Annotated in this window: 13 protein-coding genes and 1 tRNA gene; 7 read left to right on the forward strand and 7 right to left on the reverse strand. The window is 66.2% G+C overall.

Going from position 1 to position 11,982, the window contains the following annotated elements; genetic code table 11:
• Positions 1-4: 4 nt before the first annotated feature.
• Together ACIQCN_RS04665 and ACIQCN_RS04670 are read left to right on the forward strand one after the other, a co-directional pair.
• Entirely contained in the window at positions 5-1,345 is a 1,341-nt protein-coding gene (locus ACIQCN_RS04665; RefSeq protein ID WP_400609645.1) for a 3-oxoacyl-ACP reductase, read from the forward strand.
• Positions 1,342-2,253, forward strand: a complete 912-nt coding sequence (locus ACIQCN_RS04670) for a MaoC family dehydratase (RefSeq protein ID WP_400609647.1) — start codon at positions 1,342-1,344, stop codon at positions 2,251-2,253. The genes ACIQCN_RS04665 and ACIQCN_RS04670 overlap by 4 nt, the downstream gene beginning before the upstream one ends.
• On the opposite strand, the gene ACIQCN_RS04675 is transcribed toward ACIQCN_RS04670, so the two are convergent.
• From ACIQCN_RS04675 to ACIQCN_RS04690, 4 genes are all read right to left on the reverse strand, one after another.
• A complete protein-coding gene (locus ACIQCN_RS04675; RefSeq protein ID WP_400609844.1) occupies positions 2,250-3,320 on the reverse strand; it encodes an aromatic acid exporter family protein in 1,071 nt (356 codons plus the stop codon). The genes ACIQCN_RS04670 and ACIQCN_RS04675 overlap by 4 nt on opposite strands.
• Positions 3,321-3,363: 43 nt before the next feature.
• Positions 3,364-4,455, reverse strand: a complete 1,092-nt coding sequence (locus tag ACIQCN_RS04680; protein ID WP_400609649.1) for a glutathione S-transferase family protein — start codon at positions 4,453-4,455, stop codon at positions 3,364-3,366.
• Between the two features lie 9 nt (positions 4,456-4,464).
• On the reverse strand, positions 4,465-5,205 hold the full coding sequence (locus ACIQCN_RS04685) for a M50 family metallopeptidase (RefSeq protein WP_400609651.1): 741 nt from the start codon (positions 5,203-5,205) through the stop codon (positions 4,465-4,467).
• Between the two features lie 143 nt (positions 5,206-5,348).
• On the reverse strand, positions 5,349-5,651 hold the full coding sequence (locus tag ACIQCN_RS04690; protein ID WP_377215857.1) for a DUF4193 domain-containing protein: 303 nt from the start codon (positions 5,649-5,651) through the stop codon (positions 5,349-5,351).
• Between the two features lie 208 nt (positions 5,652-5,859).
• Here ACIQCN_RS04690 and ACIQCN_RS04695 point away from each other — a divergent pair, with 208 nt between their 5' ends.
• Together ACIQCN_RS04695 and ACIQCN_RS04700 are read left to right on the forward strand one after the other, a co-directional pair.
• Positions 5,860-7,002: a glycosyltransferase family 9 protein gene (locus ACIQCN_RS04695; protein WP_400609653.1), complete on the forward strand. Its 1,143-nt coding sequence runs from the start codon at positions 5,860-5,862 to the stop codon at positions 7,000-7,002.
• A complete protein-coding gene (locus ACIQCN_RS04700) occupies positions 6,999-7,973 on the forward strand; it encodes a glycosyltransferase family 9 protein (protein WP_400609846.1) in 975 nt (324 codons plus the stop codon). Before ACIQCN_RS04695 ends, ACIQCN_RS04700 begins: the two co-directional genes overlap by 4 nt.
• A gap of 75 nt (positions 7,974-8,048) precedes the next feature.
• Here ACIQCN_RS04700 and ACIQCN_RS04705 read toward each other — a convergent pair.
• Positions 8,049-8,131: transfer RNA gene (locus ACIQCN_RS04705), tRNA-Leu, on the reverse strand.
• A 163-nt stretch (positions 8,132-8,294) separates the two neighbouring features.
• Between ACIQCN_RS04705 and ACIQCN_RS04710 the strand changes: the two genes are divergently transcribed.
• The gene (locus ACIQCN_RS04710; RefSeq protein ID WP_400603801.1) at positions 8,295-9,599 is read left to right on the forward strand and encodes a M20/M25/M40 family metallo-hydrolase; all 1,305 of its coding nucleotides are present in this window, start codon (positions 8,295-8,297) and stop codon (positions 9,597-9,599) included.
• Positions 9,600-9,614: 15 nt separating this feature from the next.
• Here ACIQCN_RS04710 and ACIQCN_RS04715 read toward each other — a convergent pair whose 3' ends face one another.
• Positions 9,615-9,848, reverse strand: coding sequence for a DUF5703 family protein (locus tag ACIQCN_RS04715; RefSeq protein ID WP_400603800.1), 234 nt, complete (start codon positions 9,846-9,848; stop codon positions 9,615-9,617).
• Between the two features lie 39 nt (positions 9,849-9,887).
• Between ACIQCN_RS04715 and ACIQCN_RS04720 the strand changes: the two genes are divergently transcribed.
• Positions 9,888-10,148 (forward strand): hypothetical protein, encoded by a 261-nt coding sequence (locus ACIQCN_RS04720; RefSeq protein ID WP_400603798.1) that lies wholly within the window; start codon positions 9,888-9,890, stop codon positions 10,146-10,148.
• Positions 10,149-10,163: 15 nt separating this feature from the next.
• Here ACIQCN_RS04720 and ACIQCN_RS04725 read toward each other — a convergent pair whose 3' ends face one another.
• Complete coding sequence (locus ACIQCN_RS04725) at positions 10,164-11,096, reverse strand: aldo/keto reductase (RefSeq protein WP_400603796.1); 933 nt, start codon at positions 11,094-11,096, stop codon at positions 10,164-10,166.
• 52 nt (positions 11,097-11,148) lie between these two features.
• On the opposite strand from ACIQCN_RS04725, the gene ACIQCN_RS04730 reads away from it, so the two are divergent.
• Positions 11,149-11,982, forward strand: coding sequence for an undecaprenyl-diphosphate phosphatase (locus ACIQCN_RS04730; protein WP_400603795.1), 834 nt, complete (start codon positions 11,149-11,151; stop codon positions 11,980-11,982).

The following is an 11,982-nucleotide window of genomic DNA, read 5'->3' on the forward strand; positions in this document are numbered from 1 at the left end:
AGCCATGACGGACACCTACGCACAACTGGTCAGCAAGGGCCCGGCGAAAAAGATCGCCCGGAAGCTGGGCCTTCCGCAGCCGGCCGCCCTTCGCCGCTACGAGCCCGGGCAGCCGCTGCTCACCGGCCCCGTGCTGGTGCAGGGCAGCTCATCCGGTGCCGACGAACTTGCCGCGGCCCTGCTCGGCTGGGACCTGGACGTCCGGCGCCATGCGGTGCCGCGGGAGAAGCTCGCCGCAATCGTCCTGGTCCTGGATACCATTTCCAGCCCGGAGGATCTTGAAGCGCCGGTTCTGGCGGCAGCGGCTTCATTGCGGGACCTCGCGCCCGGCGGCCGCGTCATCACAGTCTCCCGGCCGGCGTCGGACGGTGTATTGCCGGCCGCCGCTGCCGCGCGCCAGGGCGTGGAGGGACTGCTCCGGTCCCTGGCCAAGGAACTCCGGGCAGGTGCCACCGGCAACGGGGTCCTCCTGGCGGGAGACGTTGCTCCAGCCAGTCCAGGTGCACTGGCTGCCCTGCGGTTCTTTCTTTCCGGCAGATCTGCCTTTGTCGACGGCCAGCTCCTGACCGTCAGCACCGGCGACGGCGCGGTCCCTGGAAATTTCGACAAACCGCTCGCCGGAAAGACCGCCGTGGTCACCGGAGCCGCGCGGGGCATCGGCGCTGCAATTGCCCGGACGCTGCACCGGGACGGCGCGAACCTGGTCCTGGTGGACGTCCCCGCCGCCGGCGACCATCTCGCCGCTGTGGCCAACGAGGTCCGTGGAACCGCGCTGCAGCTGGACATCAGCATTGAGGACGCCGGGCAACGGATCATCAGCCACGCCCTGCAGCGCCGCGGAAGCCTGGACATCATGGTGCATAACGCCGGCATCACCCGGGACAAGCTCCTGGCCAACATGGACCACGCCCGCTGGAGTTCCGTGATCAACATCAACATTGCGTCCCAGCTGCGCATCAACGATGCCATTCTCGCCGATGACCGGCTCGGTAAGGCGCCCCGGATCGTCTCTGTGGCGTCCACCAGCGGCATCGCCGGAAACCGCGGACAAACGAACTATGCGGCGTCCAAGGCAGGCGTCGTGGGGATGGTGAGGGCCACCGCGCCGCTGGCGGCAGCGGCAGGGGGCGGGGTGAACGCCGTGGCCCCGGGCTTCATCGAAACCGACATGACGGCCCGGATTCCCTTCGCCGTCCGGGAAGTAGCCCGGCGCCTGAACTCGCTGCAGCAGGGTGGCCTGCCGGTGGACGTGGCAGAAGCAATCGCATTCCTGTCCAGCGACGCGGCCAGCGGCATCAACGGCCAGGTACTGCGGGTGTGCGGACAGAATCTGGTGGGCGCATGACCGCGCCGCAGCCGGTGATTTTGGGCGAGATGCCCTCGCTGTCCAAACTTTATGTCAATGCTGCAGCCCAGGCCGCGCGTCGGCGCCTGCTGGGGACCCACGATTCCGCCGACCTTCCCGGCGCCGGCCACGAGGTGCGGGACGTCACGGTGGATGTTGCCACCCTCACCGCCTACCAGCACCTGGTGGGCGAGACGGCGAGCGACGTCCTTCCCGCCGGCTTCATCCACGCCCTGGCGTTCCCGGTGGCCATGAGCGTGATGAACCGCGATGACTTCCCGCTGCCGCTTCTGGGCATGATTCACCTGCGCAATACGGTCGAGCAGCGCTCTTCGGTGCTGTTCACCGACGTCCTGGATATTGCGGCGTCGGTGTCCCACCTTCGGGGCCACCGGGCCGGAACCCAAGTGGATGTCGTCGCCGAGGTGAGGCTGGCCGGAACAGCCGAGCCCTGCTGGCGGGGCGTCTCCACCTACCTTGCCAAAGGGGTGTTCCTGCCGGGCATCGACAAACCAACGGTTCATGTACCACGGCAGGACTTTTCGGCGCCGGACCCTACGGCAGTGTGGCAGCTCGGGGTGGACACCGGCCGCGCCTACGCCGCGGTGTCCGGGGATTTCAATCCCATCCACCTCAGTTCCCTTTCAGCGAAGGCGCTGGGCATGCGGCGTTCCATTGCCCACGGCATGTACCTTGCCTCCAGGGCGCTGGCAGATGTCGGCCCGGCGCGCGGCGAATCTTTCGTGTGGGACGTCACATTTGACGCCCCCGTCTTCCTGCCGGGCCGGGTGGCGTTGGAAATCAACACCGCACAAGGCAGTACCGGGAGCTGGGAGCGGTCGGACTTCGTGGCCTGGAACCCGCGGTCCGGCCGAAGGCACTTTAGCGGATCCGTGGCAGCGCTCTAAGCGGCAGACTGGGCCTCATCCGGGGCCTGCAGCGCGCGCAGGATGCGGTGCAGGCTCAGGATGATCGATTCGGAGGCCGGTACCCCACGTTCATCCGGCGCGCGCTCGGCGGTGGCAGCCACGCAGGCTTCCACCGCCGCCAATGCGGTCTTGTAGGACTCGCGGTGCATCTGCCCGTCCGGTTCGTTGTAGGCCTTAAGCAGTTCGCCGGTGGCGGACATGGCGTGGGCCAGGGGATCAGTGTCCTGCTGCGGCAGGACGTATGGAACATCACTTTCCCAAATCACGTCCGAGAGGACGTCAGTGATGTCCTGGATGTGGAAGGTGACCCGCTCCAGCTCGCGAAGGTTGCGGTAGTCACGGTCGATGTCGCGCGGGTGCAGCTTTCGGCGCGGATTGGCCCTGCGGCTGGCGTCCGCCTCTTTGACCAGGTGCCGCACGGACCTTGCGGCGGCGGAAAGATCGTCCGAGCGGCGGGACCAGTCCTCATGTTCCGGCGGCCATTTTTCCTTGACGGCCTCCGCCATATCCGTCAGCTGGGTCCCAAGGGCAACGCGCAGCTCTTCGATGCTCGCGGCGGCAGCCTCGAGGTGGAGCGGGGGGAAGATCAGGAAGTTGACGGCGATTCCAACCACCACCCCTACGCCCATCTGCACGAGGTAGCCGAACGAGTAGTCGTCGGCATTGTTGCCGCCGACCAGCAAAACCAGAAGCGCCGCCGTCGGAATCCAGTCGCTGCCGGAGCCGATCTTCGGCAGGCCTCCAAGGAGTACCCCGACGCCCATGAAAACCGCCACGGTTAACGGGGACGGATCGGTGATGTTCACCAGCAGGAAGGCAAGGCCAATGCCCATGGACAGGCCCACCAGAGTTTGTACGCCCTGCCGGACCGAGCCCGCGACGTTGTGGTACATCGCCACAAGGGCGCCCAGGGGGGCGTAGTACGGGTATTCGGCAGCCGAGCCCGGCATGAACGGCGCTACGGCAAACGCGATGCCCGCCGCTATGGCAGCCTTGGCAGCAAGCTGAAGGCGCTGGGCGGCAAAAGCCGCCGAAAGCCCGGCCAGCGACTTTTTCAGGAGCCAGGCAGTCCGGGCCTCCCGGTGCGCATCAGGCTGCGGCACCGTGGCCTGCTGCCACTTCTTCGCCCGGCCAGACCGGTCCCGGCGGAGTTCCGTTGCCGAAAGGACGCCCGCCCAGCGACTCGCGTCCGTGGTCCTCGAGCCAGCCGGACAGGTCAGGCCCCGCGGGCACGATCCCGGTGGGGTTGATGTCCTCGTGGACGATGTAATAGTGCTGCTTGATCTGCACAAAATCGATGGTGTCCCCAAAGCCCGGGGTCTGGAACAGGTCGCGGGCGTAGGCCCAAAGAGCAGGCATCTCGGCAATCTTCTGCCGGTTGCACTTGAAATGGCCGTGGTAGACGGCGTCGAACCTGGCCAGCGTGGTGAACAGCCGAACGTCCGCTTCCGTGATGGTGTCGCCTACAAGGTACCGCTGCCGGGACAGGCGGTCCTCGAGCCAGTCAAGCGCGGTCCAGAGACGGGCGTAGGCGGCGTCGTAAGCCTCCTGCGAGCCGGCGAATCCGCAACGGTACACGCCGTTGTTGACCTCCGTGAAAACCCGCCGGTTGACCTGGTCGATCTCCTCCCTGAGGTGTGCCGGGTAGAGGTCCGGGGCGCCCGGCCGGTGGAACTCCGTCCACTCCGTAGCGAAATCCAGGGTGATCCGGGGGAAGTTGTTGGTGACCACGGCTCCGCTGGGGACATCCACGATGGCGGGAACGGTGATACCCCGCGGATAGCCCGGGAAACGCCGGAAGTATGCGTCTTGAAGGCGTTCGATGCGCAGGACCGGATCCACTCCGCCGGGGTCAAGGTCGAAAGTCCAGGACCGGGCATCGTGGGTGGGCCCGGGCTGGCCCAGCGAGATGGCGTTTTCGAGTCCCAACAGGCGGCGGACAATGACGGCGCGGTTGGCCCAGGGGCAAGCCCGCGCAGCCACCAGCCGGTAACGGCCTGCTTCCACCGGCCAGCCGGGTTCGCCGTTATCGCCGGGCCTGCCGTCACGGGTGATCCGGTCCTCTATGTAATTGGTGTCCCGGGTGAACTCTGCACCGCCGGTGACATAGGCTCCACGCGTGCTGTATTCCCCTGGTGATGCTGCGGTTTCCTGCCGGGTAATTTCGCTCTGCTGGTTCATGCCCCCAGCCTATGTGCCGCCCGGCACGATCAGCGATACCTGCTGCCAGACTGTCAGCCAGGCAGCGGCCACCACGCCGCTGAACAGGAGAATCCAGATAAAGGACGGGATGGCCGTGGCGCGAAAGAGCAGGTAGGCGTCCGAAGTGGCCAGCCTGTCCCGCCGGCGGAGGTGTACGTGCACCAGCTTGGCGAGGTCCCTGACGGCTGCAACCAGCAGCGCCAGGCCAAGGACAACCACTATGTGGCCCTGAAACGGTGCCGGCACCAGCGTGACCAGCCCCGCGCAGGTGGCAATGGCGCCAGCGGTGATGAGGAACCCGGCCAGGTTGCGCAGGAAAACGAGAGAGGCCGCCAGCAGCAGCGCCGAAACGGCGACCGCAGCGGGAGCCCATCCATTCAGTCCCGCCCAGACCAGGGCCGCGCCCGCGACGGCCGGCACCGGGTAGCCCCAGAAACACGACCATGCGGCCGCAATCCTGCTGCGGCTGTAGGTGGTCGTGGTCCCGGAGTGGTCCAGGCGCAAACGTATGCCGGACAGCCGCTGGCCCGAGGTAAGCGCCGCAAACGCATGTCCCAGCTCATGCGTAACCGTGGCGAGGAGGCCGAAATAGCGCCACGAACGCCGGGGGACCGCCAGGCCGGCCGCCGCGGCCACAACCATCAGCAGCTGGATCAGGCTGACAGCTGGAGGTTCGGTCCGGGACAGCAGGTCCGCCCCCTGAGCTAAAAGATTGCCGTAATCGTTCACTGGAGCCTTTCGCCAGGACCGGAGTAACTCACGGGCATGGTCCAAACGTGACGGTTAAAGCCGAAAGGCACGCCGCAAGGCGGGCGTGCCTTTACCCGAAACGGGCGGCAAGCGGCGGGCAAATGCCCGCCAGGTTCAGAACGTCAGCCTTCGCACTCGGTGCAGTAGCTGTGGCCGTTCTTCTGCTTGGCGATCTGGGAGCGGTGGCGTACCAGGAAGCAGGAGTAGCAGGTGAACTCGTCCTCGGCCTGCGGGATGACCTGTACTACAAGCTCTTCGGCAACGAATTCGCCGCCGGGAACGCCGGCACCGTCCAGTCCGTCCGCCTCATCGAGTTCCAGGACAACGCTGCGGGCATCCGGAGCGTTGGCAGACTGGAGCTGCTCGAGGGAGTTGTCCTGCGATTCCTTGACGTCGGAACGCAGCTCATCATAATCGGTTGCCACTGTGGGTGCTTCTCTTTTCTTTGGTTCGTCTGTCGCGTATGAAACGTACAGCATCAAGCTGGTATTCCCCAAGAGGCGCAGCATATTCGTCCCCGGTATGGGTAGGGAGGCAAGAGAAGCACGACGGCGGCGGAGCGTCCGAGCGCCGTCCATCGTAAGTGGAGACCGGGGCACCGCCCGGGCCTCCCATGCACCTGGGGGGAGCCTCTTGAACCAGCTCACGGCGGAATTTGGCGGCGCGCGCCGCGTAGGCACGGGCGTTGGGCCGGTTTTGGAGAAGTTCAGCGGCGTTCGGAGGATTGCAGTCCTGCGGGGCGGGGGACTGGGCGACCTGATGTACGCCCTGCCTGCGGTAAGTGCCCTGGCGGCGGCCTACCCTGAGGCGGAAATCACATTACTCGGCACCCCCATCCACCAGGAGGTGCTGGCCGTAACGGACAGCCCCGTGACCGGGGTAGAGGTCCTGCCGTATGCCGTGGGAGTGCGGCCGGGCGAGGAGGACCCGGCAGCCGTGGAAGCTTTCTTCAGGCGGATGGCGGGCTTGGACCTGGACCTTGCTGTACAGCTGCATGGCGGGGGACGTTACTCGAACCCCTTTCTGCTCCAGCTGGGCGCGCGGCACACCGTGGGCACGAGGACCCCGGATGCGGCGCACCTGGAGCGCAGTGTTCCGTACCTCTACTACCAGCACGAACCGCTGCGCGCCCTTGAGGTGGCAGGGTTCGCCGGCGCCTATCCCTGCGACCTCGAGGCCCGGCTGGCGCCCGCGGGCCAAAAGGCGGACAACCTTCCATCCGACGACGGCGCCAGCGCACCCCTGGTGGTAATTCATCCGGGAGCAACGGATCCCCGGCGCCGCTGGCCGGCCTCGCGGTTTGCTGACCTCGCGCGCGCGTGCGCGGCCGAGGGCTTCCGGGTTGATGTGGTGGGGGACCGCAGCGAACAGTCCCTGGCGGAGGACATCGTCGCGGGAGCCGGATCCAGCGGCGTCCGGTCCGTGGCGGGATCCCTGGACATGGAGCAGCTCGTCGTTTTACTGTCCTCGGCTTCGGTGGTTGTTGGCAATGACAGCGGCCCACGGCATCTCGCCCAGGCCCTTGGTGTTCCGACGGTGGGCATCTACTGGGCAGGCAACATCATCAACGCGGGTGCGCTCGGACGAAGCCTGCACCGGCTGCATGCGTCCTGGGTGACTGTCTGCCCCGTCTGCGGCATCGACGTCACGCAGGTGGGATGGACGGCACCGCGTTGCCCGCACGATGAATCCCTCGTGGCCGGGATACCGGTGGAAGGTGTCCTCGATGATGTCCGCAGCCTTGCCGCGACTGGCGGAACCGGGTGGCAGGCTTGACCGCCGCCGGGGCGGGAACCGCAGCAGCGGGTGTTGCGGCTTTGTCCGGCCACCGGCCGGAACTGCTCGTGCTTCGGGCATTGAAGCTGGGGGATCTGCTGGTGGCCGTGCCGGCCCTGAAAGGACTCCGGCGGGCCTTCCCCGAACACCGGCTTTTGTACGCCGCGCAGGGATGGCTTGCGGAGGCACTGGACCTGGTGGGCGGCTATGAACTGCTGCCTACGCACGGGCTGGACCAGCCCTTGGCCAAGGAACCCGGCGCCGTGGATGTTGCCGTCAACCTGCATGGCGGCGGACCGGAGAGCCGGGCGAGGATCGACGCCCTAAAGGCGAAGCGCACCATCGCTCATGCGGGCCCCAAGCATGAAGGACCTCCGTGGCGGGACGATCTGCACGAGCGCGAACGCTGGGTACGGTTGCTCGAGTGGCACGGAATTGCTGCCGATCCTGCGGACGTGGGAATCGCCCGTCCCCAGGAAGCCGGTCCGGCTCCGGGCGCAGCCGTCCTGCACGTCGGCGCGGCATATGGGAGCCGGCTGTGGCCCGCCGGAAGGTTCGCGGAGGTGGCATCGGTGCTCGCCGCTGCGGGCCACCGGGTGGTCTTTACCGGAGGATCGGCAGAAGCGGCGCGGGCGGTGGAGGTGTGCCGGCTGGCCGGGCTTCCGGCCGAAGCCGTGCTGGCCGGACGGCTGGGGCTTGCCGCCTTTGCCGCGGCTGTGGCGGAAGCCTCGGTCGTCGTCTCCGCTGATACGGGTGCCGCACACCTGGCTTCGGCGTACGGGACGCCGTCCGTGGTCCTGTTCGGGCCGGCGCGGCCGGAAATCTGGGGACCTCCGCCGGGCCCCCACGTGGTACTCACGCGCCCGGAGCTTCGGCGCGGTGATGCTTTTGCTGCCGACCCTGACCCTGCCTTGCTGGGCGTCCAGGTCTCCGACGTGCTGGCAGCGCTGCGGGGACTCAGCGTACTCTGAGAGGCAATGGTCGTTAAAAGCCGAACACCCCGGTCCAAAGACCGGGGTGTTCCCTGATGAATCATTCATCCTTTGTGCGCGGAGGGGGACTTGAACCCCCACCCCCTTTCGAGGACTAGCACCTCAAGCTAGCGCGTCTGCCATTCCGCCACCCGCGCAGGTGGTATTTCGGGAAGCGTTCCCGCTTTTCAGCGTTTCGCGCCTCTCCGAAGCAGCGAGAAAAACTCTAACACGAACTTTCCGGAAACATGGAATCGGCCCTCTTGGGTAGTCTGGGGGCAGCAATCCAGCCGGTGACGTTGCCCATCAAAAGGAGTTCGCATGCCTGACATCCTGCCCGAGGACGAGGTCGTCCGGATTTGCCAGGAACTCATCCGGATCGACACTTCCAACTATGGAGACGGCTCGGGTCCGGGGGAGCGGGCGGCTGCCGAATATACGGCCGGGCTGATCGCGGAGGTCGGCATGGAGGCCGAGATCTTCGAATCGGCACCCGGCCGGGCCAATGTTGTCACCAGGCTGGAAGGGCAGGATCCTTCCGCCAGCGCCCTGGTGGTGCACGGCCATCTCGACGTTGTCCCCGCGTTGCGTGACCAGTGGTCCGTCGATCCGTTCGGCGCGGAACTCAAGGACGGCCTGATCTGGGGCCGCGGCGCCGTGGACATGAAGGACATGGATGCGATGATCCTCTCCGTCCTGCGCAGTTTCGTCCGGTCCGGCACAAAGCCGAAGCGGGACATCATCTTTGCGTTCTTCGCGGATGAGGAAGCCGGCGGCGCTTATGGCGCGCGCTACGCCGTGGAGAAGCGCCCCGAACTCTTCGACGGTGCCACCGAAGCGATCTCGGAGGTCGGCGGTTTCTCCGCCACCATCGGAGGCCAGCGGACCTATCTCCTGCAGACGGCCGAGAAGGGCATTTCCTGGCTGCGCCTCGTAGCCCATGGCCGGGCTGGGCATGGCTCCCAGATCAGCACGGACAACGCCGTTACCCGGCTCGCGGCGGCGGTCACCCGCATCGGCGAGTATCAGTGGCCCATCGAACTGACTCCCACCACGCGGCAGTTCCTGGACGGGGTGACGGAACTCACGGGAGTGGAGTTCGACGCCGGTAATCCGGACCTCCTGCTGGACCAGCTGGGTACGGTGGCCAGGTTCGTCGGAGCCACCTTGCAGAACACCACCAACCCCACGCTTCTAAAGGGCGGCTACAAGCACAACGTCATTCCGGAGTCGGCTGAGGCGCTGATCGACTGCCGCACCCTCCCGGGCCAGCAGGAACAGGTGTTGGAGATTGTGCGTACCCTGGCCGGTGCCGGAGTGGACGTCAGCTATGTGCACCAGGACGTGTCGCTTGAAGTGCCGTTTGCAGGCAACCTGGTCGACGCCATGATCGATGCCCTTCACTCCGAGGACCCCGGCGCGAAGGTGCTGCCGTACACGCTCTCCGGCGGTACGGACAACAAGTCATTAAGCCGCCTGGGCATCACGGGTTATGGCTTCGCACCGCTGATGCTGCCGGACGACCTGGATTTCACCGGCATGTTCCACGGCGTGGATGAGCGCGTACCGGCCGACAGCCTGAAGTTCGGCGCACGGGTACTGAACACGCTGCTGACGAACTACTGACGGCACGGGCGGGAGCTAAACGGTCCGCTGGACCTGCATCACCCTGCGGCGGAGCCAGAAGCGACGGCCGCCGCCCATGTACAGCTTGCTGCGCTCCAGTTCCCACTTGCCGTATTCGGAGTGCTCCACCAGGCGGCGCCGGGCTTCATGCAGGGAATCGACGGGGCTGACCGTCAGTACGAGGTACTCGTACTGCCTCAAATAGTCCCGTTCCCGCCGGACCGAGCTGGTGAGAAATTGTTCCTTCATTGCCCTCCATTTTCGTCCTTTTCCGGCTAACGTGAAGTCATGAGCATCGATCCGCGTGTCGCGCTTCAGTCCCTGACCACCGCTTTGGAAGAACACCTTATAGCAGCATCCAACCGCCGCGGGGACGGTGATCCGTCCGTGGAAGCAGCGTTTTTCGCCGTGGCGGACGCCTTCGAAGTCTACGAAGACGCCCTCTATGAGGCCTACAACGAGGTGACTCCGCTTCAGGTCTTCGACGACGAGGACGATGAAGAAATGGACGTGGACGACGACGAGGATCTGGAGATCGTCGACGAGTAGCCTGTGTGCGCAGCCCTAGGCGGCCGAAACGTCCTCAAGTGCCAGGGAGATTTCCGGAGGCAGGGGAACGAGCTGGGCGTCAAGCACTTCCTTGAGCTGGGCCGGGGTCCTGGCGCCCACCACCGCAGTTGCCACGCCGGGCTGTGCCAGCAGCCAGCTGAGTGAAACGTCCAGGGGGGTACGCCCGAGCCCCTTGGCAGCCATGCAGACCGCATCCACCGTCCGGGTCGGCGCCTCGCCGAGGTACCGTTCCACGTAGGAGGCCTCGGTGGCCGAAGCAGCACGCGACCCGGACGGAATCCCCCCACGGTACTTGGCTGTCAGCACGCCGCGCCCAAGAGGTCCCCACGCCATCAGCCCAAGGCCCGCGTCTTCGACGGCCGGTATCAGCTCCGGCTCCGGAGCGCGGTTCAGGAGTGAGTACTCGGCCTGGGCCGCCACGAGGGGGAACCGGGCCAGGGCCGCCGCCTTGGCCGCCTGCCAGCCTGCGAAATTGGCAATGCCCGCGTACCGCGCCCGGCCCGTCCGCACCGCGAATTCCATGGCCGAAAGCGTCTCGTCGAGGGGAACGTTGCCGTCCCACGCCTCGGCAAGCCAGACGTCAACGTAGTCCGTCCCCAACCGCGCAAGGCTTGCGTCGAGTCCGTTGAGCAGGGCGCCGCGGGAGGTATCGATCCTTCGGCGGCCCCCCGCCGTCGTCATTCCTGCCTTGGTGCTGATGGACACTTCGGTCCGTGCAACCACGTCGCCGAGCAGCGACCCGATCAGGGCCTCGGCCGCGCCGTCGCCGTAGGAAGCCGAGGTATCGATGTGCCGGCCGCCGCCGTTGAGGAACGTCTGCAGCAGCTCGGAGGCATCCTGTTCATCCGTTTCGGCGCCCCAGGACATGGTGCCGAGTGAGAGGGCGGAGACCCGCAATCCGCTGTTGCCTACGTAACGCTGCTGCATAGCAGCAAGCTTACGGCCAGAATCCCTGGCGGCCATGACGTAGTGTCGTAGCGTGAACTGGTTTGAGGCGGCCCTGTTGGGCCTTGTGCAGGGACTGACCGAATTCCTACCCATTTCGTCCAGCGCCCACCTGAGGATCGTCGGGCAGTTCCTCCCCAACGCTGCCGATCCCGGCGCCGCCTTCACCGCCATTACCCAACTGGGCACGGAGACCGCCGTTCTCGTCTATTTCTGGCGTGACATCGTCCGCATCGTGAAGGCCTGGGCGGGCTCGCTGGCCGGGAAGGTCTCCCGCCAGGATCCGGATGCCCGGATGGGCTGGCTGGTGATCCTGGGCAGCCTTCCCATCGTGGTCCTGGGGCTCCTTTTCCAGGACCAGATCGAATCGGTGCTGCGCAGTTTATGGATCGTCGCCACGATGCTGATCGTCTTCGGTTTGATCCTCGCTGTGGCTGACGCCGTAGGCCGGCAGGAACGGGAGCTCAGCCGCCTGACGTACAGGCACGGCATTCTTTTTGGCTTTGCCCAGGCCCTGGCTCTGATCCCCGGGGTTTCACGGTCCGGCGGAACCATCACGGCCGGCCTGCTCATGGGGTACACGCGTGAGGCCGCTGCCCGCTACTCGTTCCTCCTGGCCATTCCGGCGGTGTTCGGCAGCGGGCTCTTCCAGCTCTACAAGGTGGTGTCCAAGGACGGCGTAAGCGGCCCCTTCGGACTGCCGGAGACTGCGCTGGCTACCGTGATTGCCTTCGTGGTGGGCTACGTCATCATTGGCTGGTTCCTGAAGTTCGTCTCCACGCGCAGCTACCGGCTGTTTGTCTGGTACCGCATCGGCCTGGGACTCGCCGTGTATCTGCTGCTCGGTTTCGGCGTCATCAGCGCGTAG

It is taken from the genome of Pseudarthrobacter sp. NPDC092424 (assembly GCF_044754925.1).
Classification (GTDB): Bacteria; Actinomycetota; Actinomycetes; order Actinomycetales; family Micrococcaceae; genus Arthrobacter.

Bases quoted from the DNA above. Each gene is read 5' to 3' on its own strand.
- ACIQCN_RS04665 (WP_400609645.1), top strand. From the start codon at position 5: ATGACGGACACCTACGCACAACTGGTCAGCAAGGGCCCGGCGAAAAAG.
- ACIQCN_RS04670 (WP_400609647.1), top strand. From the start codon at position 1,342: ATGACCGCGCCGCAGCCGGTGATTTTGGGCGAGATGCCCTCGCTGTCC.
- ACIQCN_RS04680 (WP_400609649.1), bottom strand. From the start codon at position 4,455: ATGAACCAGCAGAGCGAAATTACCCGGCAGGAAACCGCAGCATCACCA.
- ACIQCN_RS04710 (WP_400603801.1), top strand. From the start codon at position 8,295: ATGCCTGACATCCTGCCCGAGGACGAGGTCGTCCGGATTTGCCAGGAA.
- ACIQCN_RS04715 (WP_400603800.1), bottom strand. From the start codon at position 9,848: ATGAAGGAACAATTTCTCACCAGCTCGGTCCGGCGGGAACGGGACTAT.
- ACIQCN_RS04720 (WP_400603798.1), top strand. From the start codon at position 9,888: ATGAGCATCGATCCGCGTGTCGCGCTTCAGTCCCTGACCACCGCTTTG.
- ACIQCN_RS04725 (WP_400603796.1), bottom strand. From the start codon at position 11,096: ATGCAGCAGCGTTACGTAGGCAACAGCGGATTGCGGGTCTCCGCCCTC.